The organism is Streptomyces sp. NPDC093568 (assembly GCF_044764945.1).
Taxonomy (GTDB): domain Bacteria; phylum Actinomycetota; class Actinomycetes; order Streptomycetales; family Streptomycetaceae; genus Streptomyces.
This window is the reverse complement of sequence record NZ_JBIWJD010000004.1, coordinates 574,927-597,656: the sequence shown is the minus strand read 5'-3', so window position 1 is coordinate 597,656 and position 22,730 is coordinate 574,927. Positions and strand designations below refer to the sequence as shown.

Below are 22,730 nucleotides of genomic sequence, written 5' to 3'. Positions count from 1 at the left end.
CCTTAGTCGTCGTCGGCCAAGCCGGCGGCCGCCTCGTGCATGGCCAGTTCGAGGAGTGCCGGGTCGTTGAGGGTGCCGGTGCCGTCCGGTGGCACCAGCCAGCGGACACCTCCGGTGGCCCGGCCCGGATACGGAACGACGATCCAGGTGCCGGACCCGGCCGTACGGATGCCGGTGCCGAGCCAGCGGGCGGCCGTGCCGGGCGGCACGAAGAAGCCCATCCGGGAGTCACCGAAGTCGACCAGGACCGGGCCGAGTTGGTCGATGACGCGAGTGAGGACATCGAGGGTCGGATAGCCGAGCTCGGCCGGCAGGATGAGTACGTCCCAGGCCTTGCCGGCGGGCAGCAGCGCGACCCCGAGGGGGTTGCGCTCCCACTCCCAGCGGCAGGCCTCGGGGTCGGGAGCAACGGACGCCAGCCACTCGACCGCCGTTTTCGCCCCTGTCATGACGGTGACCTCCCTTTCCTTCGTGGACGCCGGTTGCGTCACGAGGGAGAGGGAGGTCACCCGGCGGGCATTACGCGGGTTCCCGGGAGGAATCCAAAGTGATCTGGGTCACATCAGCTGTCGAAGCCGAGGCCCAGCCGGTCCATCGCCTTCAGCCACAGATTGCGCCGCCCGCCGTGCGCGTCGGCGCGGGCCAGCGACCACTTGGTGAGCGCGATGCCGGTCCAGGCGAACGGCTCGGGCGGAAAGGGCAGCGGCTTCTTGCGGACCATCTCCAGCTCGGTGCGCTCCGTGCGCTCCCCCGCCAGCAGGTCCAGCATCACGTCCGCGCCGAACCGGGTCGCGCCGACGCCGAGGCCCGTGAAGCCCGCCGCGTAGGCCACCTTGCCCTGATGGGCCGTGCCGAAGAACGCCGAGAAGCGCGAGCAGGTGTCGATCGCGCCGCCCCACGCGTGCGTGAAGCGCATGCCCTCCAGCTGCGGGAAGCAGGTGAAGAAGTGCCCGGCGAGCTTGGCGTACGTCTCCGGGCGGTCGTCGTACTCGGCGCGCACCCGGCCGCCGTACGGGTAGATGGCGTCGTAGCCGCCCCACAGGATGCGGTTGTCGGCGGAGAGACGGAAGTAGTGGAACTGGTTCGCCGAGTCACCGAGGCCCTGGCGGTTCCCCCAGCCGATCGACGCGAGCTGGTCCTCGGTGAGCGGCTCGGTCATCAGGGCGTAGTCGTAGACCGGGACGGTGTAGGAGCGGACGCGCTTGACCAGGTTGGGGAAGATGTTCGTGCCGAGGGCGACCTTGCGGGCGCGGATCCGGCCGTAGGGGGTGCTTACGGCCATGCCGGCGCCGTACGGCTTCAGCGTGAGGGCGGGAGTGTGCTCGTAGACGCGGACGCCGAGGTCCAGGCACGCCCTCTTCAGGCCCCACACCAGCTTGGCCGGGTTGACCATGGCGACGCCGCGGCGGTCGTACAGGCCCGCCTGGAAGGTCGGTGAGTCGACCTGGGCCCGTACCTCGTCGGCATCGAGGAAGTCGATGCCCTCGGCCAGGCCCTTGTCCCGCAGTTCCTCGTACCAGTCGCGCAGTTCCCACGCCTGGTAGGTCTCGGTGGCGACGTCGATCTCGCCGGTGCGCTCGAAGTCGCAGTCCAGGGAGTAGCGGGCGACCGCCTTCTCGATCTCGTCGAGGTTGCGGGCGCCCAGCTCCTCCAACTGGTGGATCTCGTCGGGCCAGCGGGCAAGCCCGTTGGGCAGACCGTGGGTGAGGGAGGCGGCGCAGAAGCCGCCGTTGCGGCCGGAGGCGGCCCAGCCCACCTCGCGGCCCTCGACCAGGACGACGTCCCGCTGCGGCTCGCGCTCCTTGGCGATGAGCGCGGTCCACAGTCCGCTGTACCCGCCGCCGACGACCAGCAGGTCGCAGGTCTCGGCGGTGGTGAGGGCGGGCTCGGGGCGGGGGCGGCCGGGGTCGTCCAGCCAGTACGGGACCGGCTGGGCGTCGGAAAGGGCCTTCGTCCAGTGACTGCCAGAACTCATGGCGCTTGGGGCCATGATTTCAACTCCCTACAAGGGTTTATGCCTTTTGCTTCTTACGGCGGTTTCCGATGGCCATGGAGGCCAGGACGAACAGTACGGCGATGATGAACATGGCCGTGCCGATGACATTGATCTGAACGGGCGTTCCGCGCTGGGCCGAGCCCCAGACGAACATCGGGAAGGTGACCGTGGAGCCCGCGTTGAAATTGGTGATGATGAAATCGTCGAAGGAGAGCGCGAACGCGAGCATCGCGCCCGCCGCGATTCCCGGGGCGGCGATCGGCAGGGTGACCCGGACGAACGTCTGGAACGGCCCGGCGTACAGGTCCTGCGCGGCCTGCTCCAGCCTCGGGTCCATCGACATCACACGCGCCTTGACGGCCGTGACGACGAAGCTCAGGCAGAACATGATGTGGGCGATGAGGATCGTCCAGAAGCCCAGCTGAGCACCGAGGTTGAGGAACAGGGTGAGCAGCGAGGCCGCCATGACGACCTCGGGCATCGCCATCGGCAGGAAGATCAGCGAGTTCACGGCACCGCGCGCCCGGAACCGGTAGCGGACCAGCGCGAAGGCGATCAGGGTGCCGAGCAGCGTGGCGCCGACGGTCGCCCAGAACGCGATCTGGAGGCTGACCGAAAGCGAGCCGCACAGGTCGGAGACTCCGCAGGGGTCCTTCCATGCGTCCGTCGAGAACTCCTGCCACTCGTAATTGAAGCGGCCCTTCGGTTTGTTGAAGGAGAAGACCGTCACGACGACGTTGGGCAGCAGGAGATAGGCGAGCGTCAGCAGTCCCGCGATGACGACGAAATTGCGCTTGAGCCAGTTGACGACGGTCATTTAAACCAGATCCTCCGTGCCGGCCCTGCGGATGTACAGCGTCACCATGACGAGGATGGCGGCCATGAGAATGAAGGACAGGGCCGCGGCCGTCGGGTAGTCCAGGATCCGCAGGAACTGCGTCTGGATCACGTTGCCGACCATGCGGGTGTCCGTCGAGCCGAGCAGGTCCGCGTTGACGTAGTCACCGGCCGCCGGGATGAAGGTCAGCAGCGTGCCGGAGACGACGCCCGGCATCGACAGCGGGAAGGTGACCCTCCGGAAGGTGGTGACCGGCTTGGCGTACAGGTCGTTCGCGGCCTCGTGCAGCCGCGGGTCGATGCGCTCCAGCGAGGTGTAGAGCGGCAGGACCATGAACGGCAGGAAGTTGTACGTCAGACCGCACACCACCGCGAGCGGAGTGGCGAGCACACGGTCGCCCTGGGTCATGCCGAGCCAGCTGGTGACGTCCAGGACGTGCAGCGAGTTGAGGGCACCGACGACCGGGCCGCCGTCCGCGAGGATCGTCTTCCAGGCGAGGGTGCGGATCAGGAAGCTGGTGAAGAACGGCGCGATCACCAGGATCATGATCAGGTTCCGCCAGCGGCCCGCCCGGAAGGCGATGAGGTAGGCCAGCGGGTAGCCGAGGACCAGGCACAGGATCGTCGCCGAGCCGGCGTAGAGCACCGAGCGCAGGAACTGCGGGTAGTACTCGGACAGGGCGTCCCAGTAGGTGGCGAAGTGCCAGGTGACCTTGTAGCCCTCCTCCAGCGAGCCCGTCTGCACGGACGTGGAGGCCTGGTAGATCATCGGCAGCGCGAAGAAGACGACCAGCCACAGGATGCCGGGCAGCAGGAGCCAGTACGGCACCAGCCGGCCGCGCTTGCGCGGGGGCTTCTTCTCGGGCGCCGTCGGGCTGAGAGGCGGTGGCGCCTCGGTGACTGTCGCCATCAGACCGCCGCCTCTTCCTGGATGCCCGCGGCGCCCGTTGTCCCAGCAAGGAGGGACTGGGCCGCGTCGAGCCCGAAGGTGTGCGCCGGGTTCCAGTGCAGGACGACTTCGGCGCCGGGCACGAGCCGGGGGTCGCGGTCGATGTTCTGGGCGTAGACCTCGAACTCGGGACAGACGGGGCTGTCGACGACGTACTGCGTGGAGACACCGATGAACGAGGAGTCGGCGATCCTGCCGGTGATCCGGTTGCGGCCCTCGGGGATCTCGCCCGCCTCGTCGGCGTGCGTGAGGGAGATCTTCTCGGGGCGTACGCCGACCAGCACCTTGCCGCCGGTCGCCGTGGCCGCGCTGCACCGCGCCTCGGGCAGCACCAGCTTGCCGCCGCCCGCCTTCAGCACGATGTCGTCGCCGCTCTTGGAGTCGACCTCGGCCTCGATGAAGTTGGAGGTGCCGAGGAAGTTGGCGACGAAGGTGGTGCGCGGGTTCTCGTAGAGGTCGGTCGGCGAGCCGAGCTGCTCGACGCGGCCCGCGTTCATCACGGCGACCGTGTCGGCCATGGTCATGGCCTCCTCCTGGTCGTGCGTGACATGGACGAAGGTGATGCCGACCTCGGTCTGGATGCGCTTGAGCTCCAGCTGCATCTGGCGGCGCAGCTTCAGGTCGAGGGCGCCCAGGGGCTCGTCGAGGAGAAGCACCTTGGGGTGGTTGATCAGCGCGCGGGCGACGGCCACCCGCTGCTGCTGGCCACCCGAGAGCTGGTGCGGTTTCTTGCGGGCCTGCTCGCCGAGCTGGACGAGGTCGAGCATCTCGTCGACCTGCTTCTTCACGCTCTTGATGCCGCGCCGGCGCAGGCCGAAGGCGACGTTCTCGAAGATGTCGAGGTGCGGGAAGAGGGCGTAGGACTGGAAGACCGTGTTCACCGGCCGCTTGTACGGCGGGAGCCCGGTCACGTCCTGCTCACCGAGGTGCACGGTGCCGGCGGAAGGTTCCTCCAGACCGGCGATCATGCGCAGGGTGGTGGTCTTGCCGCAGCCGGAGGCACCGAGCAGGGCGAAGAAGGAGCCCTGGGGCACGGTCAGGTCGAGCGGGTGCACGGCGGTGAAGGAGCCGTAGGTCTTGGCTATGCCGGAGAGGCGGACGTCGCCGCTGGTGTCGTTCGTCATGGTGTGGTCACGCCCCTGTGAGCTTCGCGAACTTCTCTTCGTAGGCCGTCTCTTCCTTCGAGCTCAGTGAGCGGAAGGCGCGAGAGGCGGCCTGCATGGCCTTGTCGGGGAGGATCAGCGGGTTGTTCGCCGCGTCCTCGTCGATCTTCGCGAGCTCTTCCTTCACGCCGTCGACGGGACAGACGTAGTTGATGTAGGCGGCGAGCTCGGCCGCGGCCTTCGGCTCGTAGTAGAAGTCGATGAGCCGCTCGGCGTTCGTCTTGTGACGGGCCTTGTTGGGGATCAGCATGTTGTCGCTGGACGTCATGTAGCCGCTGTCCGGGATCAGGAAGTCGATGTCCGGGCTGTCGGCCTTGAGCTGGACGACGTCCCCGGCCCAGGCCAGGCAGGCCGCGAAGTCTCCGCTGGTGAGGTCGGAGGTGTAGTCGTTGCCGGTGAACCGGCGGATCTGCTTGTTGTCGACGGCCTTCTGCAGGCGGGCGATCGCCGCGTCGTAGTCGTCGTCGGTGAACTTCGCCGGGTCCTTGCCCATGTCGAGCAGGGTCATCCCGATGGTGTCGCGCATCTCGGTGAGGAAGCCGACGCGGCCCTTGAGCTTGGGGTTGTCGAGCAGGTCGGAGACCGTCTTCACCTCGACGCCGTCCAGCGCCTTCTTGTTGTAGGCGATGACGGTCGAGATGCCCTGCCAGGGGTAGGAGTACGCCCGTCCCGGGTCCCAGTCGGGGTTGCGGAACTGCTGGGAGAGGTTGGCGAAGGCGTGCGGCAGGTTGGACGGGTCGAGTTTCTGGGCCCAGCCCAGGCGTATGAGCCGCCCGGCGAGCCAGTCCGTGAGGACGATGATGTCCCGGCCGGTGTCCTGCCCCGCCGCGAGCTGCGGCTTGATCTTCCCGAAGAACTCGTTGTTGTCGTTGATGTCCTCGGTGTACTTGACCTTGATGCCGGTCCGCTTCGCGAACTGCTCCAGCGTCGGGTGGTGCTTGCCGCTGTCGTCGACGTCCATGTACTCGGTCCAGTTGGAGAAGGAGACCTCCTTCTCCTTGGCCGAGTGGTCCTCGGAGGACGTGCCGCCCTCGGTCTTGCCGGCCGCGGGGATTCCGCAGGCGCTGAGCGCCCCCAGGCCGCCCACCGCGAGCGCGCCGCCCGCGGAGGCACGCAGCAGGGAACGGCGGGTCATGGCGGCCCGGCCGTTGCGCAGGCTGCGCCGCATGGCGGCCACTTGGGCCGGGGACAGGCGGTCGGGCTCGTACTGCTCCATGCGCTTGGTGCCCTTTCGGGAAGGGGGGACGGCCGGCGTGGTCGGACGCCGGCCGTGCCCGCTGATCTGGCTATCGGTCCCCGAAGACGGTGCGGTGCCAGTCCTTGGCGGCGACCGCGGTGTTGTCGAACATGACGTGCTTGATCTGGGTGTACTCCTCGAAGGAGTACGCGGACATGTCCTTGCCGAAGCCGGACGCCTTGTAGCCGCCGTGCGGCATCTCGCTGATGATCGGGATGTGGTCGTTGACCCACACGCAGCCCGCCTTGATCTCGCGGGTCGCGCGGTTCGCCCGGTAGACGTCCCGGCTCCAGGCGGAGGCGGCGAGGCCGTACGGGGTGTCGTTGGCCAGCCGGATCCCCTCCTCGTCGCTGTCGAACGGCAGCACGACCAGCACCGGGCCGAAGATCTCCGACTGGACGACCTCGCTGTCCTGCGCGGCGTCCGCGATGAGGGTGGGCCGGTAGTACGCGCCGTTCTTGAGCTCGCCCTGCGGAGCCTCGCCGCCGGTGACCACGCGCGCGTAGCCACGCGCACGGTCGACGAACCCGGCGACCCGGTCGCGCTGGACATGGGAGATCAGCGGCCCGAGGTCGGTGCCCGGCGCGAACGGGTCGCCGAGCCGGACGCTCTCCATGAGGGCGGCGGTGCGCTCCACGAAGGCGTCGTAGAGCGGCCGCTGCACATACGCGCGCGTGGCGGCCGTGCAGTCCTGCCCGGTGTTGATCAGCGAGCCCGCGACCGCGCCGTGGGCGGCGGCCTCGAGGTCGGCGTCGTCGAAGACGACGAAGGGCGCCTTGCCGCCGAGCTCCAGGTGGATCCGCTTGACGGTGCCGGTGGCGATCTCGGCCACGCGCCTGCCGACGGCGGTGGAGCCGGTGAAGGAGGTCATGACGACGTCGGGGTGGCCGACCAGGTGCTCACCGGCCTCCTTCCCGGTTCCGCTGACGATGTTGACGACACCGTCCGGGATGCCGGCGTCGGTGGCGGCCTGGGCGAACAGCAGCGAGGTGAGCGGGGTGAGCTCGGCGGGCTTCAGCACGATGGTGTTGCCCGCGGCGATGGCCGGAAGGATCTTCCAGGCGGCCATCTGGAGCGGGTAGTTCCAGGGCGCGATGGACCCGACCACGCCGATCGGCTCACGGCGGACGTACGAGGTGTGGTCGCCGGAGTACTCGCCGGCGGACTGCCCCTGCAGGTGCCGGGCGGCCCCGGCGAAGAACGCCGTGTTGTCGATCGTCCCCGGGACGTCGAACTCCCGGGTCAGCTTCAGCGGCTTGCCGCACTGCAGGGACTCCGCGCGGGCGAAGTCCTCGGCGCGCTCGGCGAGCACGGCGGCGAAGCGGTGCAGCGCGTCGGAGCGCTCGCCCGGCGTGGCGGCGGCCCAGGCGGGGAAGGCGTCACGCGCCGCCGCGACGGCGGCATCTACGTCGTCGGTGCCGGCCAGGTCGTACGTGTACACCTCCTCGCCCGTGGCAGGGTCGACGACGGCGTGCGTACGCCCCGAGGTCCCCTTCGCCGGGCGGCCCGCGATGTACTGCGCGCCCTCCGCGAAGCGGTCCTGGGCCGGGAATCGTTCCGGGGTGGCAATGCCCGGGTTGTGCATGTCGCTCCCTCCGTGCCCCATCAGGGGCCGGCGTGGCTCCGGCTCGATTTGAGTGCCGATCCTGACAGAGCAGCAGGACTCCAACAAGTGATTCCGTTGTTGCCTTTTGGTTACGCGACGGAATCTGTCGACCAGGTGTCGAGTTGGCCTGGAAAACCAGGGACGGAATGTCGGTGGTGCCTGCGAGACTCGGCCACATGACGAGAATCGATTCTTGGGACGCTCTGATTCAGGAGGTCCGCGCGGGGGCGAGAGTCAGATATCTGCACTTCTGGGGGCACCGGCCCCGGCCGGACGGGCAGGTGAGCGCGAGCTGCCTGAGCCAGTGGTGGGAGTCGCCGTTCACGGTGGACGGGGCGCGGTACGCGACCGCCGAGCACTGGATGATGGCCGAGAAGGCCCGGCTGTTCGGGGACGCGGAGGCGGAGCGGCGGGTGCTGGCCGCGGGGCATCCCTCGCTGGCGAAGAAGGCCGGGCGGATGGTGCGGGGGTTCGACGACGCGGTGTGGGAGCGGGAGCGGTTCCGGATCGTGGTCGAGGGCTCGGTCCACAAGTTCGCGGCGCACCCGGATCTGCGGGCGTTTCTGCTGGGGACCGGGGAGCGGGTGCTGGTGGAGGCGAGTCCGGTCGACCGGGTGTGGGGGATCGGGCTGGCGGCGGGGGATGACGGGGCCGGGGATCCGGAGCGGTGGCGGGGGGCGAATTTGCTGGGGTTCGCGTTGATGGGGGCGCGGGAGCGGTTGCGGGGGTAGGGGGGGTCGCCCCCGCCGCCCCTACCCGTCCCGTCCCTGGGGGCTGCCGCCCCCAGACCCCCGCTGTCGGCCCCTAAAGGGCCTCGTCCTCAAACGCCGGACGGGCTGAAAAACTCAGCCCCTCCGGCGTTTGAGGAGCGGGGTCTGGGGCGGAGCCCCAGAAGGATGGGAAGGGTAGGGGCGGCGGGGGCGAGAAACATCCCGTCGTCGCTACGCCGTCGCGATCACCAACGCCAGCATCCCCAACCCCAGCACCACACCCGCCGCCCCACAGATGATCCCCGCCAGCGCCTGCCCGGGATTCGTCGCCTCACCCCGCCGCGCCTTGGCGCGACCGATCGCGCCGAAGATCAGGGCCAGCACACCCACCACGATCGCCACCGGCCACAGACAGAAGATCACCGCCGAGATGATCCCGAGCACCAGCCCGGCCGTACCCATGCCGTTGCTCGGCAGCGGCTGCATACCGGGCCAGCCGTAGTACCCCGGCACAGCGGGTCCCGCCTGCGGATACCCGTGCCCGCCGGGATACCCGTACGGCACCTGCCCCGGCCCGTCGGGCCCGATGGGCGGCGGCGGAACGGGCTCGCCGTGAGCGGCGTAGGGGACGGATGCCGTCGGCGGCGCGAAAGGACTGGGCGGCGCGAAGGGGTCGGCCGGCGTCGCGCCCGGCGGCGCGAAGGGGTCGACGGCGGCACCGTTAGCCGGCGGCACAGGCCCCGGCATCGACGTGACCGTCTGCTGGTCATGCACGGACGGCGCCGCCCAGGACGGCGGCTCGTTCGAGGCGAGGGTGAAGCCGGGGCCCTCCGGCTCGGGGCGACGGGCCCGGGCAATGTCGGCCGGCTTGTCCAGGGACGTCTTCCCCTGCTGCGAGGCCGGCGCCTCACCCCCCGGCGCGGCGAACCCCCCGGCCGCCTCCCCCGCCGCCTCCCCCGCTGCCTCCGGCGTCTGTGCGTCGTCCGACATGCGCGGAACCCCCTCTGTCGTCCGTGCCGTCATGCTAAGGCCCCGCCCGCCCGCGCACCGGACCGGCCTACGATGATCCCCGAGTCACCGATCAGCCGATCATCCGCGTCCCGTCGGCCCACCGGCCCGGCCCGGGACGCCGTTCCGGGGAGGAACCTTGACCGACCGTCTCGTCGACGCCCGCGCCCCGCGCGATCTGCACGCCTTCATCGCCGGACTGCCCAAGGCCGAACTGCACGTCCACCACGTCGGCTCCGCCTCCCCCCGCATCGTCGCGGAACTCGCCGCCCGCCACCCCGACTCCAAGGTCCCCACCGACCCGGAGGCCCTGGCCGACTACTTCACGTTCACGGACTTCGCCCACTTCATCGAGGTGTACCTGTCCGTCGTGGACCTGATCCGCACGCCGGAGGATGTACGGCTGCTGACGTACGAGGTGGCCCGGGACCTGGCCCGGCAGCAGGTGCGCTACGCCGAGCTGACCATCACCCCGTTCTCCTCCACCCGGCGCGGCATCGACGAGCGCGCCTTCATGGACGCGATCGAGGACGCCCGCAAGGCGGCCGAGGCCGAGTTCGGGACCGTGCTGCGCTGGTGCTTCGACATCCCCGGCGAGGCCGGTCTGGAGTCCGCCGAGGAGACCGCGCGGCTCGCCACCGACGACCGGGTGCGCCCGGAGGGACTGGTCTCCTTCGGGCTCGGCGGGCCCGAGATCGGCGTACCGAGGCCGCAGTTCAAGCCGTACTTCGACCGGGCCATCGCAGCCGGGCTGCACTCCGTGCCGCACGCCGGTGAGACGACGGGTCCGGAGACGGTGTGGGACGCCCTGACCGAGCTGCGCGCCGAGCGCATCGGGCACGGCACGAGCTCGGCGCGGGACCCGAAGCTGCTCGCGCACCTCGCCGAGCACCGGATCCCGCTGGAGGTGTGCCCGACCTCCAACATCGCCACCCGCGCGGTCCGCACGATCGACGAGCACCCGGTCAAGGAGTTCGCGAAGGCGGGCGTCATCGTCACGATCAACTCCGACGACCCGCCCATGTTCGGCACCGACCTCAACAACGAGTACGCGGTCGCGGCCCGTCTCCTCGACCTCGACGAGCGTGGACTGGCCGACCTGGCCAAGAACGCCGTCACCGCGTCCTTCCTCGACGAGCCCGGCAAGGCCAGGATCGCGGAGGAGATCGACACGTACACGGCCGGCTGGCTCGCCCCCTGAGCGCCCCGTCGCGCGGGCGGGCCCGCAGAATATCCCCATGCAGAACGTGACCGCCGTGGCCCATCGCGGCGACCCCTACCGCGTCCGTGAGAACACCCTCGACTCCCTGCGCTCCGCGCTCCGGCTGGGCGCGGACGCGGTGGAGATCGACGTACGGCTCACCAAGGACGGCGTACCGGTGCTGCTGCACGACGCGACGCTGAAGCGGCTGTGGGAGCAGGAGCGGCCGCTGCTCGCGCTGTCGGCGGCCGAGGTGCGGGGGCTGACGGCGGGCGGGGTGCCGACGCTGGAGGAGGCGCTCGCGGCCTGCGACGGGAGCCGGGTCATGCTCGACCTGCCGGGCACGCCCGATGTGCGCGCGGTGCGCCGGATCGTTGACGTCGCGCGCGCGTGCGGGGCCGAGGACCGCGTGTACTACTGCGCGGGCGCCGACGCCATGCTCGCCGTGCGCGCCGCCGACCCGGCCGCCGAGATCGCCCTGACCTGGACGACGCTGGCGCCGCCGCGCCCCGTACTGCTGGACGCCGTACGCCCGCGCTGGCTCAACTACCGCTTCCCGCTGGTCGACCGCGCCCTCGCCGAGCGCGTCCACCGCGGCGGCCATCTGCTGTCCGTGTGGACGCCGGACACCCGGCGCTCCATGCGGCGTCTGCTCGACACCGGCGTCGACTCGATCACGACGAACCGGGTGGACGTGCTGCTCAAGGCCCGTACGCGTTACACGCGGGACTCCTGAGGCACGGTCGCCGGGTCCGCCGGGGTCGAGCGCGTGAGGTACTGCGGCACGGGTGTGTCGTCCCGGCCGGTGTCGCGGACCAGGCCGTAGCGGGCCGGTGCCGTCGGGCGGGCCGAGCCGGATGTCCTCGTTCGCGGCGTCCCAGCTCGACGGGAAGACGCTGAGGCCGTAGTCGGCGCCGCGTTCGTTCACGGTGAGGGTGACGCTGCCGGTGAGGTAGAACCACTCGTTCTGCCACATCTGCTGGGTGCCGGACGGCGGGACGGCGTAGCCGGTGGTCGCGCTGCCCATGCCGGTGGCGGAGGTGTCGGTGGCGCTGACCCGGTCGTCCATACGGCGGCCGCCGCCGGAGGCGACGTGGAAGAGCCTGCCCCGCAGCCCGGTCCAGGCCGGCATGACGAGGCCGCCCGCGCGGTACTGCGGCGAGATCTGCCAGCGGACGAGGACATAGCCCTCGCCGGTGAGGGTGACGCTGTCGCCGCGGTGGTTCATCACCGCGTGCGCGCCGCCGGTGCTGGTCACGCCGGACTCGGGGCGGCGCGGCAGGGCGGCCGGCTCCGCGTTCGGGTCGGGGGCCCGGTCGACGGCGTCGACGACCGTGCCGTACAGGTCGGCCTTCGGGCGGGTCGCCGAGGGCGAGGGGGAGGGTGGCGCCGACGGTGACGCGGACGGCGGGGGCGGTGTGGGTGACGGCGCCGGGCCGGCCGTGCCGGACGGCGCCGGGGCGGCCGCGCGCGGGGGCGGGGCGTCCGGGGGCTGGGTGACGACGTAGGCGCCGCCCGCGACGAGCGTCGCGCCTGCCGTCACCGCCACGGCGGGCTGCGTGAGGGCGGCCAGCACCTTGGCGGACCAGCCGGCGGAGGTGGCCGTCGCCGCGGCGGCGGTCTTGCCGCCGAGGGCCGGCGAGAGCGTGAAGCCGACCGGGACGGGCACCAGCGCGATGCCGACGAGGAGGCGTTCTGCCGGAACGACGGCCTCGTGGGTGTCGCCGCAGTAGCCGCAGCCCCTGATGTGCCTCGCGAGCCGCTTGCGCCAGACCGAGTCGGGGCGGCCGCCCCAGCGGGCGGTCAGTTCGCGCAGGTCGGGGCAGGCGCCGTCGAGGGCCCGGACGATGCCGCGCGCCGTCTTAAGCCGTTCCTTCACCCGCTGGACGCGTACCGCCGCGTGCTGCCGGCTGATCCCGGCAGCGGCGGCGAGTTCGCGTCGGGTCAGCTCGCCCGCGACCTCCAGCCACCACAGCGAGAGAGCAACTGCCGGTCCTCGTCGTCCAGCCACCGCACCGCCTCGGCGACCTCGCGCCGCTGGCCCTGCAACCGCAGCCGCAGCACGGTGAGTTCGGCGAAGTCGGTGGCCTCCCGGGCGGCCGACTCGTCCAGCCGGTCGGTCTGCCTGCGCCGCGCCCGGTCCCGGATCTGCCGCATGGCGATGGCGACGAGCCAGGAGCGGAAGCTGTCCGGGTCGCGCAGCGAACCGAGGTGGTCGACGGCGCGCAGCATGGTCTCCTGGACGACGTCGTCGACGTCGGCATGGCCGTTCAGCGCGCGCCCGACCACGTTGTAGACCAGCGGTAGCCAGCCCTCGACCAGCTCGTCCAGCGCCCGCCGGTCCCCGGCCTGCGCCGCCGCGATGGTGGAGTGCCACCGCCGGCCGGCTGCCTCGTCCACGTACGTCCTCTCCCGGGTCGTTCGCTGCCCGCACGCACTTTCCAGCCCGACCAGCACCGCCGGCCATGTCGGAGGTCACATTCCGCTTACGGGGTGGAGACGCGGTGAAGGGGGCGCCGATAACACTTTTTCGCCGCCGGCCGCCTGCCCGTAAGGGCGATCCCTTACAACACCCTTGTTCCGTACGGCATTTGCTCCGGGCTCCGCCAGGGGCGCGAGCCCTCCTCACCGACGATCCGGCCGAGGGCACACCGCCCCGACGATGATCACGGACATCCCAACCACCCAGGAGCCGCAGATGCCCGTACGTCCGCTTCCCGCCCTGCTCACCTCCGCGCTCGCCCTGACCCTGACCGCGTTGCCGCTGGCCGGCACCGCCTCCGCGCGCCCGGCGTCGCCGCCCTCCTGCTCCGCGCGGGCGATCGAGGCGGCCTCCCCGCACGGCCCCGACGTCAAGGCCCTGTGCGCCGCGATCGCCGGGCTCCCCGACAAGGACGCGACGGCCGCGCTGATCCGCGTGGGCGGCAAGGGGAGCTGGCACGGGGTGGCCGGGGTGCGCGACATGAGAACCGGGGCCCCGGCGCTGGAGAACGCCCGCTTCCGCGCCGGTTCGTCGACGAAGATCGTGACGGCGGCGATCGTGCTGCAACTCGCCGCCGAGGGGCGGATCTCGCTCGACGGGACGGTGCAGCAGTACCTGCCGGGTCTGCTCACCGACGACTTCGAGCCCATCACCGTACGGCAGTTGCTGAACTTCACCAGCGGCCTTCAGCCGGGGGCGTCTCTCGGTGAGGACGTGGACGACGGCTACGAGCACCGCTTCGAGACGCTGACCCCCGAGGAGGTGGTGGCCGCGTCGGTCGCCAAGGGCCCGGACCCGGACCCCGACCACGAGCCCGGCGAGCACCAGCGGTACGGCAACATCCACTACACCGTGCTGGGCCTGCTGATCGAGAAGGTCACCGGCGACTCGTACGCCCACCAGGCGGCCGTACGGATCTTCCGTCCGCTCGGCATGCGCCACACCTCCTTCCCCGCCGGCCCCGACCCCCGCGTCCACGGACCGCACAACCGCGGGTACGACTGGATCGACGGCAAGCTGGTCGACGTCACCGAGTGGAACATGTCCGACCGGTTCGCGGCCGGCGACATGATCTCGACGACGGCGGACCTGGAGCGGCTGCTGTTCGCCCTGTTCCGCGGCCAGGTGGTGCCCGAGCCGCAGCTGAAGGAGATGTTCACGGTGCCGGACGTCGACGGGGCCACGATGGCGGCGGCGCTGGAGCGCTACGAGCTGAACGGCAAGGAGATCTGGGGCAAGACGGGTGCCCGCCCCGGCTATCACACCGTCGTGGCGGCCACCCGCGACCTGTCCCGGACCGTCGTCTACTCCGTCAACTCCACCGACGCGAAGGGCGACGGCCTGGCCATCGCCCAGCGCTTCGCCTTCCCCGCGTTCAACCGCTGACGGCGGCCGCGGCGGCTGGAAGCGCCGACGGCTCGGTCAGCGCCTCCAGCCGCTTGATCCTCTTGCGTACGACGTACAGCGGGATCACCCCGAAGACGCCGAACGACATGTCGATCACCGACCACCACAGCGGGATGCCGCGGATCGGCCCGCAGACGAGCGCGAGCGGGATGATGCCGGCGCAGGCGATCATCCCGAACTCCACGACCCAGATGTTGCGGACGGGATCGCGGTAGGGGCCGATGAAGGCGACGGCGATGACGAGATGGGCGAAGGCCAGCCAGTCCGTGCCGTAGAGCAGGAAGGGATACTCGGCGTCGGCGGTGTCGAGTCCCTGCCGGACCCGCTCGATCCAGTCCATGAGGCCGGGGAGGTGCTCCGGCGCGGACAGGCCGCGCAACAGGTCCTCGGTCCAGCGCAGTTCGTGGACGAGGGGGAACGCCGTGGCGCCGCTGAGCACCAGACAGACGACGAAGAAGGCCAGCCAGACGCGGATGCCCTTGAGCAGGGCGGCTCTGTCGCTCATGGGGGTAGCGTACGCCTGGGGTTGAACACGTTCAAAATGGGATTCCCTCCTTCCGGACCCCGCCCCGAAGGCCATCGTGCGGCCCTGGTCGGACCGGGCCTACGATGTCCGCCGACGAGGGAGGATGCATGGGCCTGGACTTGAGCGAGCGGGCCTACCGGGGGCAACGGTGGGCGGCTCGGGCGGCGTTGGCCGCCGCGGGCCTCGCGGTGCTGGTGCCGCTCGCCTACGGCGGTGTCGGCGGCGTCGTGCTGCTGGTGGCCGGCGCGGTGGGTCTGGGGCTGAGCGCGATCGCGGTGTGGTGGACGCTGACGCTGCGCGGGCCGCTGCGCTGGGCGGCGGCCGTGCTGGCACTGGCGGTGCCGGCCGCGGTCGTCGCCCTGTTCGCGGCCACGCTGTTCTGGGCGCTGCTGGTGTCCGTCGCACTGTGGACGGTGGCCGTGTGGAGCGGTCGGTACGCGCTGCGGGGCACCGGCGGCTCGCGGGTGCGGGTGATGCGGGAGCGCAGGGCGTCGCCGCCGAAACGGCCGTATCTGATCATGAATCCCCGCTCGGGCGGCGGGAAGGTGGACCGCTTCTCGCTCCAGGAGAAGGCCGAGCGGCTCGGCGCCCGGGTCGTCCTGCTCGACGAGGACCAGCACCAGGACGTCACCGCCCTCGCCCGCGAGGCCGTGGCCGACGGCGCGGACCTGCTGGGTGTCGCGGGCGGCGACGGCACCCAGGCCCGGGTCGCGGCCGTCGCCGCCGCCTACGACATCCCGTTCCTGGTGATCAGCGCCGGCACCCGCAACCACTTCGCCATGGACCTCGGGCTCGACCGCGACGACCCGGCGTCCTGCCTGGACGCTCTCGTCGACGGCGTGGAGCTGCGCGTCGACCTGGGGTTCGCGGGCGGCCGGCCCTTCGTCAACAACGCGTCCTTCGGGGCGTACGCGGCGATCGTGCAGAGCCCCGGCTACCGCAACGACAAGATCGGCACCAGCCTGGAGCTGCTGCCCGACCTGCTCACCCGCCAGCAGGGCGCGACGCTGACGGCCCGTGCGGCGGGCAGGACGCTCCACGCTCCGCACGCCGTGCTGGTCAGCAACAACCCTTACCGCACGGGCGACCCCTTCGGCTTCGGCCGCCGCGACCGCCTCGACGCCGCCGTCCTGGGCGTCCTCGGCATCAGGGTGGACAGCGCGGCCGAGGTCGCCGCGCTGCTCCTCGACCCCGACCCGGAGGGCCTCACCATCCTCACGGCCCCCGAGGTGGTCATCGAGGCCGACCGGCCGGAGATCGAGGCCGGCCTCGACGGCGAGGCGCTCGTCCTGCCCGCCCCGGTCCACTGCCGCATCACCCCCGGCGCCCTCCGCGTCCGCGTCCCCCGCAAACGCCCCGGCGTCCCCCCGCCCGCACCCCGCCTGGACTGGCGCCGCCTGCGGAAGCTGGCGGCGACGGTGGGGCGTACGGCGGTGCATCGGCGGCGGCTGTGAGGCGGGCGGCGGCGACCAAGGAACCAGACTCACCCCTTCCGCTTCTTCATCTGTCACGTGGATCGGCCGAGCGAGGGAAGCACCGGGCGCGGTAGCCGCCTGCCCGGAGCCCCTTGCGCTGTACTGCGGTGGACTGCGGTGGACTGCGGTGGGAGGTGGGCCGATGGCCGGGCGAGCGCCCTGGGTGGCGGCGTGCGTCCTGCTGCTCGTCGGCGTCATCGGCGGGTGCGGCACGGTCTCGGAACGCCGGGACGACGTACGGGACACCGCGGCCGCCTTCGAGACGGCCCTCGGCAAGAAGGCGTACGCCGATATGTGTGCGGTTCTCGCGCCGGGCACCGTGGAGGAGCTGGAGCAGACGGCCGACGGTCCGTGCGCGAAGGCGCTGAGCGAGGAGTCGCCGCCGTCCGGTGGTGCCGTGCGGCGGACGGACGTGTACGGGAACCAGGCACGGGTGGTGCTCGCGGCGGACGTCCTGTTCCTCTCCCGTTTCACGGGCGGCTGGAGGGTCATGGCGGCCGGCTGCCGGGAGCGCCCCGGGGAGCCCTACCAGTGCCGGATCAAGGGCGGGTGAGGTGTGCGGATCATGTTCGGCGTGATCGTGGCGATCATCACGGTCGGCCTCGTCTACCTGGCGGTTCTGGGGCTGATGCACCGATGACCGAGCACTCCTCCCGGACCGCACCGCCCGAGAGCCGCGGACTGCGGGGCTTCGTGCGGGACAACGGGCTCGGCCTCTTCTTCACCGTCGGGTTCCTGCTGTCCCTGGCGGGGCAGGCGATCGCCGGACACGCCGACTTCAACAACGAGTTGGCGGCCGATCAGCTCCAACAGGTCTCGCTCGCCGAGTACGTCACGTCGTCCGACTTCGCCGTCGACGTGTCGGAGAACTGGCAGTCGGAGTACCTGCAGTTCTTCCTGTACGTCGGCGCGACGGTCTGGTTGCTGCAACGGGGCTCCCCCGAGTCCAAGGAGCTGCACAAGGCCGGAACCGAGTCCGACGAGGACCAGCTGGTCGGCGCCTACGCCAAGGAGAGCTCGCCGAAATGGGCCAGGGCGGGCGGCTGGCGTCAGGCGGTGTACTCGCACTCGCTGCTGCTGGTCATGGGGACGGTCTTCCTGCTGTCCTGGCTGGTCCAGTCCGTGACCGGCGTGGCCGCCTACAACGAACAGCGGCTACGGCAGCTGCAGTCCCCGTTGAGCTGGTCCGGCTACCTCGGCGCGGCGGACTTCTGGAACCGCACGCTGCAGAACTGGCAGTCCGAACTGCTCGCCGTCGCCTCCATGGCCGTGCTGTCGATCTACCTACGGCAGCGCGGCTCCCCGGAGTCGAAGCCGGTGGGGGCGGCGCACGGCGCCACCGGCGTGGAGGGCTGATCGGCGGGAGAGGACGTCCGGTTCGCCCCCGGACCCCGGTCGCCCCGGACCCCGGTTCCCGGCCCGCCCCCCGGCCCTCGGCCCCTCGGCCCCTCGGCCCCTCGGTCCCTCGGTCCCTCGGTCCCTCGGTTCCCGAGCCCCCGGAAATGCGACCGGAGTGAGTACTCACTCATTGACGGAGTGAGTACTCACTCCGTACTCTCGCAACCATGACAGCGCCCAAGGAGAACCCGACCACCCGCCGCCGCGCCCCCGGCATGTCGCCCGAGCAGCGCCGCGAAATGATCATCCAGACCGCGATCCCGCTGATCACCGAATACGGCGCCGCGGTGACCACCGCGAAGATCGCCCGCGCCGCGGGCATCGGCGAGGGCACGATCTTCCGGGTCTTCGCCGACAAGGAGGAGCTGCTGCAGGCCTGCGTGGCCGAGGCGCTCTCCCCCGAGCACGCGGTCCGCGAGCTCGACGCGATCGACCTGTCCCAGCCGCTGCCCGACCGGCTCGCGGAGGCGGCCGAGGCGCTGCAGGCGCACATGGCCAGGATGGGCGCGATCGCCGGCTCGCTGGGACATCGCGGCGGCAAGCACCCCGGCACGGTGCGCGGCGCGGGCCGCGACGAGTCGACGACCCGTATCCGCGCGGCCCTCGCGGCACTGCTGGAGCCCGAGGAGGCCGGACTGCGCCGCCCGCCGGAGCAGATCGCGGCCCTCTTCTTCGGGCTGCTCTTCACCCAGCCGCGCACGGACGACGAGCCCGACCTGACCCCGCAGGAGTTGGTGGAGGTGTTCCTGCACGGGGCACTCTCGGGAAGCGCCAAGTGAGCACGCGGAGGCGGCGCTTGACCGTGACGGCCCTGGCCGCCCTGACCCCCGCCCTCGTGTGGCTGGTCACGGACCCACTCCTGGGCCACCGAATCCGCATCACCGACGGCGACCAGACCCTCGACATCGGCGCCGCCCCCGTGGCGGTGGTCGCCCTACTGGCCTCACTCTCCGGCTGGGCCCTGCTGGCCACCCTGGAGCGCTTCGCGCCCCGGCACGCCCGCAGCATATGGACCGGCATGGCCGCCGCCGTACTGGCCGTGTCCTTCCTGCCGTTCACCGGCGACGGCATGGACGGTGGCACCCGGGCCTCCCTCGCCCTGATGCACCTGGCGGTGGCGGCGGTGCTGATACCGGGGCTGGGCGGCAGGGCACCGGGGGCGGACGCCGGTGCCTCCAGGGAGTGACCGCCGACACCAGGAACGACGCCGCTACAACCCCGCAATCGCGTTCCACCGCTTCGAGAAGTCCACCCGCTCCTCAGAGGTGATGTCCCGCGCGATCGCCAGCCGCCCGCGCATGGCCGCGTCCGGGAAGATCAGCGGATCCTCCGCAAGGGCGGCCGTCTCCTCGTCCTTGGCGGAGGCGAGGACGTCCTGGGCGGCCGGGACCGGGCAGACGTAGTTGACCCACGCGGCGAGTTCGGCGGCGACCTCGGGCTCGAAGTAGTAGTCGATCAGCCGCTCGGCGTTGGCCTTGTGGCCGGCGAGGTTGGGGATCATCAGGGACTCCGACCAGAGCTCGGCGCCCTCCTCGGGGACGACGAAGCGGATGTCGGGGTCGTCGGCCTGGAGTTGGATGACGTCGCCTGAGTACGCCTGGCAGGCCAGGACGTCGCCGCTGGACAGGTCCTTGATGTAGTCGTTGCCGGTGAAGCGGCGGATCTGCCCCTTGCGCACCTGCTTCTCGACCTGGTCGCAGACGGTGTGGAAGTCGTCGGCCGTCCACCGGGTGATGTCGACGCCGTTGCCCTGCATGAGGAGCGCGAAGGCCTCGTCCAGCCCGGAGAGCAGCGTCACCCGGCCCTTCAGGTCGCTCGCCCACAGTTCTGAGACATGGCGTATCTCGCGGCCGAGCCCGCGGCGGTTGTAGGCGATGCCGGTGATGCCGCACTGCCAGGGCACGGTGGACTTCCGGCCGGGGTCGAAGGCCGGTGAACTCAGCAGCGGATCCAGGTACTTGGTCACGTTCGGCTGCCGCGCCCGGTCCATCTCCTGCACCCAGCCGAGCCGCACGAACCGGGCGCACATCCAGTCGCTGATGACGATGAGATCGCGGCCCGTGCGCTGATGGTTCATCAGGGAGGGGCTGATCTTGCCGAAGAACTCGTCGTTGTCGTTGATCTCCTCGACGTAGTCGACGGAGATGCCCGTGCGCTCCTGGAAGGCCTCCAGCGTCGGCCGCGCCGTCTCGTCCTCGTCGTCCGTGTCGATGTACAGCGGCCAGTTCGCCCACGTCAGCCGCTTGTCGGTGGCGGAGACATCGGTGGCGGCCCGGTCGCCGGGCGACACATAGGCGGGCCGCACACCGCAGCCGGCGAGCCCGCCGAGCAGGGCGCCCGCACCGAGGGTGCGCAGCAAAGTCCGGCGGGACAGCGGGGAGTTCATCGGGGGGAAGGCCATGGCCGCAGCATGCCGCCACGACACGGAGCCCAGCAATGGACGCCCCGTCAAGCGGAACGGCACCCGGCGGACACCCTGTCGACCACGCCCCGAACAGGCACGGGGCTGTGTCGACCCCGAAGATCCGCCGCGGGGGCGCGAACAGACTCCGCGCCCCCGCGGCCGTAATGCGACCTGCGACCTACGCGTCCAGGGACGTCATGACGTGCTTGATCCGCGTGTAGTCGTCGAACCCGTACGCCGAAAGGTCCTTGCCGTAACCGGACTTCTTGAACCCGCCGTGCGGCATCTCCGCGACCAGCGGGATGTGCGTGTTGATCCACACGCAGCCGAAGTCCAACGCCTTGGACATCCGCATCGCACGCCCGTGGTCCTTGGTCCACACCGACGACGCGAGGGCGTACTCGACGCCGTTGGCCCACTCGACGGCCTGTGCCTCGTCCGCGAAGGACTGCACGGTGATGACCGGCCCGAAGACCTCCTTCTGGATGATCTCGTCGTCCTGCTTCAGCCCGGACACCACGGTCGGCGCGTAGAAGTAGCCCTTGTCGCCGACCTGGTGGCCACCGGCCTCGACCTTGGCGTGGGCGGGCAGCCGCTCGATGAACCCGGAGACCTGCTTGAGCTGGTTCGGGTTGTTGAGCGGGCCGAACAGCACGTCCTCGTCGTCCGGCTGGCCCGTCTTCGTGTCGGCTGCGGCCTTCGCGAGCGCCTGCACGAACTCGTCGTGGATGGCCTCGTGGACGAGCACGCGCGTGGCGGCCGTACAGTCCTGCCCGGCGTTGAAGAAGCCCGCCACCGAGATGTCCTCGACGGCCTTGGCGATGTCGGTGTCCTGGAAGACGACGACCGGCGCCTTGCCGCCCAGCTCCAGGTGGACGCGCTTGAGGTCCTTGGACGCGGACTCGGCGACCGACATACCGGCCCGCACCGAACCGGTGATGGAGGCCATCGCCGGGGTCGGGTGCTCGACCATCAGACGCCCGGTGTCACGGTCGCCGGTGATGACGTTGAAGACACCCTTCGGCAGGATCCCGCCGATGATCTCCGCGATGAGGACGGTCGAGGCGGGGGTGGTGTCCGACGGCTTCAGGACGACCGTGTTGCCCGCCGCGAGGGCCGGCGCGAACTTCCATACGGCCATCATCATCGGGTAGTTCCAGGGCGCGACCTGCGCGCAGACGCCGATCGGCTCACGGCGGACGATGGAGGTCAGTCCCTCCATGTACTCGCCGGCCGAGCGGCCCTCCAGCATCCGCGCCGCGCCCGCGAAGAAGCGGATCTGGTCCACCATCGGCGGGATCTCCTCGGAGCGGGTCAGCCCGATCGGCTTGCCCGTGTTCTCCACCTCCGCCGCGATGAGCTCCTCGGCCCGCTCCTCGAACGCGTCCGCGATCTTCAGCAGGGCCTTCTGGCGCTCGGCGGGGGTCGTGTCACGCCAGGCGGGGAAGGCGCGCGCGGCGGCCTCCATCGCGGCGTCGACATCCGCCTGCCCGGACAGCGGCGCGGTCGCGTACGCCTCGCCCGTCGCGGGGTTGACCACCTCGGTGGTCCGTCCGTCGGCGGCGTCCCGGAACTCACCGGCGATGTAGTTCTGTAGCTTGCGCAGCCGTCCCAGCTCGGTGCTCACTGCCGGCCTCCTGTCAGGTCGAACTGTCCATTCTCTGAGACACCTACCCTAATCGGCGGGCCCACGTTTTCAACACCCCCACTGGTGTCACTTCTGCGAAATCCGCAAGTATCCGTCTCGCAAACAACGAATTTCATCGCCCCGGCCTTGCGGAACTGTCGAGACGTCGTGCACAGTGACCTCGTGGCCAGTCGAAGCGCAGAGCACAGGGACTCCCGCGAGTCCAGGAACGGCGGCGGTCCCCAGCTGGACGCCGTCTCCCTCGCCATCATCGAACAGCTCCAGGAGGACGGCCGCCGGCCGTACGCCGCCATCGGCAAGGCCGTCGGCCTCTCCGAGGCGGCCGTGCGCCAGCGCGTCCAGAAGCTGCTCGATCAGGGCGTGATGCAGATCGTCGCCGTCACGGACCCGCTCACGGTGGGCTTCCGCCGGCAGGCGATGGTCGGCGTCCACGTCGAGGGCGACGTGGAGTCCGTGGCCGACGCGCTGACCGCCATGTCCGAATGCGAGTACGTGGTGATGACGGCCGGGTCGTTCGACCTGATGGTGGAGATCGTCTGCGAGGACGACGACCACCTCCTGGACGTCATCAACAGGCGCATCCGGGCCGTCCCCGGAGTGCGTTCGACGGAGAGCTTCGTCTACCTCAAGCTCAAGAAGCAGACCTACATGTGGGGAACCCGATAACCGTGAGGACCCGATAA

General features: G+C 70.8%; 21 protein-coding genes and 1 pseudogene. 10 read left to right on the top strand and 12 right to left on the bottom strand.

The window, feature by feature from the left end; all coding sequences use genetic code 11:
* Positions 1-2 precede the first annotated feature (2 nt).
* From ACIRD7_RS20135 to ACIRD7_RS20105, 7 genes are all read right to left on the bottom strand, one after another.
* On the bottom strand, positions 3-449 hold the full coding sequence (locus ACIRD7_RS20135; RefSeq protein WP_403454865.1) for a hypothetical protein: 447 nt from the start codon (positions 447-449) through the stop codon (positions 3-5).
* 113 nt (positions 450-562) lie between these two features.
* The gene (locus tag ACIRD7_RS20130) at positions 563-1,990 is read right to left on the bottom strand and encodes an NAD(P)/FAD-dependent oxidoreductase (protein WP_403454863.1); all 1,428 of its coding nucleotides are present in this window, start codon (positions 1,988-1,990) and stop codon (positions 563-565) included.
* Positions 1,991-2,012: 22 nt separating this feature from the next.
* Positions 2,013-2,813, bottom strand: coding sequence for an ABC transporter permease (locus ACIRD7_RS20125; protein ID WP_403454860.1), 801 nt, complete (start codon positions 2,811-2,813; stop codon positions 2,013-2,015).
* Complete coding sequence (locus tag ACIRD7_RS20120) at positions 2,814-3,743, bottom strand: ABC transporter permease (protein ID WP_403454857.1); 930 nt, start codon at positions 3,741-3,743, stop codon at positions 2,814-2,816. It abuts the gene before it with no gap.
* Complete coding sequence (locus ACIRD7_RS20115; protein ID WP_403454855.1) at positions 3,743-4,906, bottom strand: ABC transporter ATP-binding protein; 1,164 nt, start codon at positions 4,904-4,906, stop codon at positions 3,743-3,745. Before ACIRD7_RS20115 ends, ACIRD7_RS20120 begins: the two co-directional genes overlap by 1 nt.
* Positions 4,907-4,913: 7 nt before the next feature.
* Positions 4,914-6,161 (bottom strand): spermidine/putrescine ABC transporter substrate-binding protein, encoded by a 1,248-nt coding sequence (locus ACIRD7_RS20110; protein WP_403454852.1) that lies wholly within the window; start codon positions 6,159-6,161, stop codon positions 4,914-4,916.
* Positions 6,162-6,231: 70 nt separating this feature from the next.
* Entirely contained in the window at positions 6,232-7,767 is a 1,536-nt protein-coding gene (locus ACIRD7_RS20105; RefSeq protein ID WP_403454851.1) for a gamma-aminobutyraldehyde dehydrogenase, read from the bottom strand.
* A gap of 167 nt (positions 7,768-7,934) precedes the next feature.
* Between ACIRD7_RS20105 and ACIRD7_RS20100 the strand changes: the two genes are divergently transcribed.
* On the top strand, positions 7,935-8,519 hold the full coding sequence (locus ACIRD7_RS20100; RefSeq protein ID WP_403454848.1) for an NADAR family protein: 585 nt from the start codon (positions 7,935-7,937) through the stop codon (positions 8,517-8,519).
* Positions 8,520-8,729: 210 nt separating this feature from the next.
* Here the strand turns inward: ACIRD7_RS20100 and ACIRD7_RS20095 are convergent, their stop codons facing one another.
* Positions 8,730-9,488, bottom strand: coding sequence for a DUF4190 domain-containing protein (locus ACIRD7_RS20095; RefSeq protein ID WP_403454846.1), 759 nt, complete (start codon positions 9,486-9,488; stop codon positions 8,730-8,732).
* 157 nt (positions 9,489-9,645) lie between these two features.
* Here ACIRD7_RS20095 and ACIRD7_RS20090 point away from each other — a divergent pair, with 157 nt between their 5' ends.
* A complete protein-coding gene (locus ACIRD7_RS20090; RefSeq protein ID WP_403454844.1) occupies positions 9,646-10,707 on the top strand; it encodes an adenosine deaminase in 1,062 nt (353 codons plus the stop codon).
* 37 nt (positions 10,708-10,744) lie between these two features.
* Positions 10,745-11,443: a glycerophosphodiester phosphodiesterase gene (locus ACIRD7_RS20085; protein WP_403454842.1), complete on the top strand. Its 699-nt coding sequence runs from the start codon at positions 10,745-10,747 to the stop codon at positions 11,441-11,443.
* Here the strand turns inward: ACIRD7_RS20085 and ACIRD7_RS20080 are convergent.
* Positions 11,425-13,107: pseudogene (locus tag ACIRD7_RS20080) on the bottom strand (sigma-70 family RNA polymerase sigma factor). The gene ACIRD7_RS20085 and the pseudogene ACIRD7_RS20080 sit on opposite strands and share 19 nt — an antisense overlap.
* Positions 13,108-13,405: 298 nt before the next feature.
* Here ACIRD7_RS20080 and ACIRD7_RS20075 point away from each other — a divergent pair.
* On the top strand, positions 13,406-14,575 hold the full coding sequence (locus ACIRD7_RS20075; protein ID WP_403454840.1) for a serine hydrolase domain-containing protein: 1,170 nt from the start codon (positions 13,406-13,408) through the stop codon (positions 14,573-14,575).
* On the opposite strand, the gene ACIRD7_RS20070 is transcribed toward ACIRD7_RS20075, so the two are convergent.
* Positions 14,565-15,101: a hypothetical protein gene (locus tag ACIRD7_RS20070; RefSeq protein ID WP_403454837.1), complete on the bottom strand. Its 537-nt coding sequence runs from the start codon at positions 15,099-15,101 to the stop codon at positions 14,565-14,567. The two genes, ACIRD7_RS20075 and ACIRD7_RS20070, sit on opposite strands and share 11 nt — an antisense overlap.
* A gap of 128 nt (positions 15,102-15,229) precedes the next feature.
* Between ACIRD7_RS20070 and ACIRD7_RS20065 the strand changes: the two genes are divergently transcribed.
* The 5 genes from ACIRD7_RS20065 (at position 15,230) to ACIRD7_RS20045 (ending at position 19,181) form a co-directional block, all read left to right on the top strand.
* Positions 15,230-16,576: a diacylglycerol/lipid kinase family protein gene (locus ACIRD7_RS20065; RefSeq protein ID WP_403454835.1), complete on the top strand. Its 1,347-nt coding sequence runs from the start codon at positions 15,230-15,232 to the stop codon at positions 16,574-16,576.
* 163 nt (positions 16,577-16,739) lie between these two features.
* Complete coding sequence (locus ACIRD7_RS20060) at positions 16,740-17,150, top strand: hypothetical protein (protein WP_403454832.1); 411 nt, start codon at positions 16,740-16,742, stop codon at positions 17,148-17,150.
* 83 nt (positions 17,151-17,233) lie between these two features.
* Positions 17,234-17,953, top strand: a complete 720-nt coding sequence (locus tag ACIRD7_RS20055; protein WP_403454830.1) for a DUF6766 family protein — start codon at positions 17,234-17,236, stop codon at positions 17,951-17,953.
* A 209-nt stretch (positions 17,954-18,162) separates the two neighbouring features.
* The gene (locus tag ACIRD7_RS20050) at positions 18,163-18,774 is read left to right on the top strand and encodes a TetR/AcrR family transcriptional regulator (protein ID WP_403454828.1); all 612 of its coding nucleotides are present in this window, start codon (positions 18,163-18,165) and stop codon (positions 18,772-18,774) included.
* A gap of 23 nt (positions 18,775-18,797) precedes the next feature.
* Entirely contained in the window at positions 18,798-19,181 is a 384-nt protein-coding gene (locus ACIRD7_RS20045) for a DUF6069 family protein (protein ID WP_403455106.1), read from the top strand.
* A gap of 24 nt (positions 19,182-19,205) precedes the next feature.
* Here the strand turns inward: ACIRD7_RS20045 and ACIRD7_RS20040 are convergent, their stop codons facing one another.
* Together ACIRD7_RS20040 and ACIRD7_RS20035 are read right to left on the bottom strand one after the other, a co-directional pair.
* Entirely contained in the window at positions 19,206-20,396 is a 1,191-nt protein-coding gene (locus ACIRD7_RS20040) for a spermidine/putrescine ABC transporter substrate-binding protein (protein WP_403454826.1), read from the bottom strand.
* A gap of 181 nt (positions 20,397-20,577) precedes the next feature.
* A complete protein-coding gene (locus ACIRD7_RS20035) occupies positions 20,578-22,026 on the bottom strand; it encodes a gamma-aminobutyraldehyde dehydrogenase (protein WP_403454825.1) in 1,449 nt (482 codons plus the stop codon).
* Between the two features lie 168 nt (positions 22,027-22,194).
* On the opposite strand from ACIRD7_RS20035, the gene ACIRD7_RS20030 reads away from it, so the two are divergent.
* Positions 22,195-22,713 (top strand): Lrp/AsnC family transcriptional regulator, encoded by a 519-nt coding sequence (locus ACIRD7_RS20030; RefSeq protein ID WP_403454824.1) that lies wholly within the window; start codon positions 22,195-22,197, stop codon positions 22,711-22,713.
* Positions 22,714-22,730: the final 17 nt, after the last annotated feature.

Excerpts from the sequence above, each read along its gene's own strand:
- ACIRD7_RS20105 (WP_403454851.1), bottom strand. The coding sequence starts at position 7,767 with ATGCACAACCCGGGCATTGCCACCCCGGAACGATTCCCGGCCCAGGAC.
- ACIRD7_RS20115 (WP_403454855.1), bottom strand. The coding sequence starts at position 4,906 with ATGACGAACGACACCAGCGGCGACGTCCGCCTCTCCGGCATAGCCAAG.
- ACIRD7_RS20095 (WP_403454846.1), bottom strand. The coding sequence starts at position 9,488 with ATGTCGGACGACGCACAGACGCCGGAGGCAGCGGGGGAGGCGGCGGGG.
- ACIRD7_RS20125 (WP_403454860.1), bottom strand. The coding sequence starts at position 2,813 with ATGACCGTCGTCAACTGGCTCAAGCGCAATTTCGTCGTCATCGCGGGA.
- ACIRD7_RS20060 (WP_403454832.1), top strand. The coding sequence starts at position 16,740 with ATGGCCGGGCGAGCGCCCTGGGTGGCGGCGTGCGTCCTGCTGCTCGTC.
- ACIRD7_RS20135 (WP_403454865.1), bottom strand. The coding sequence starts at position 449 with ATGACAGGGGCGAAAACGGCGGTCGAGTGGCTGGCGTCCGTTGCTCCC.
- ACIRD7_RS20120 (WP_403454857.1), bottom strand. The coding sequence starts at position 3,743 with ATGGCGACAGTCACCGAGGCGCCACCGCCTCTCAGCCCGACGGCGCCC.
- ACIRD7_RS20085 (WP_403454842.1), top strand. The coding sequence starts at position 10,745 with ATGCAGAACGTGACCGCCGTGGCCCATCGCGGCGACCCCTACCGCGTC.
- ACIRD7_RS20100 (WP_403454848.1), top strand. The coding sequence starts at position 7,935 with ATGTCGGTGGTGCCTGCGAGACTCGGCCACATGACGAGAATCGATTCT.
- ACIRD7_RS20055 (WP_403454830.1), top strand. The coding sequence starts at position 17,234 with ATGACCGAGCACTCCTCCCGGACCGCACCGCCCGAGAGCCGCGGACTG.
- ACIRD7_RS20050 (WP_403454828.1), top strand. The coding sequence starts at position 18,163 with ATGACAGCGCCCAAGGAGAACCCGACCACCCGCCGCCGCGCCCCCGGC.
- ACIRD7_RS20075 (WP_403454840.1), top strand. The coding sequence starts at position 13,406 with ATGCCCGTACGTCCGCTTCCCGCCCTGCTCACCTCCGCGCTCGCCCTG.
- ACIRD7_RS20130 (WP_403454863.1), bottom strand. The coding sequence starts at position 1,990 with ATGGCCCCAAGCGCCATGAGTTCTGGCAGTCACTGGACGAAGGCCCTT.
- ACIRD7_RS20070 (WP_403454837.1), bottom strand. The coding sequence starts at position 15,101 with ATGAGCGACAGAGCCGCCCTGCTCAAGGGCATCCGCGTCTGGCTGGCC.
- ACIRD7_RS20065 (WP_403454835.1), top strand. The coding sequence starts at position 15,230 with ATGGGCCTGGACTTGAGCGAGCGGGCCTACCGGGGGCAACGGTGGGCG.
- ACIRD7_RS20110 (WP_403454852.1), bottom strand. The coding sequence starts at position 6,161 with ATGGAGCAGTACGAGCCCGACCGCCTGTCCCCGGCCCAAGTGGCCGCC.
- ACIRD7_RS20040 (WP_403454826.1), bottom strand. The coding sequence starts at position 20,396 with ATGGCCTTCCCCCCGATGAACTCCCCGCTGTCCCGCCGGACTTTGCTG.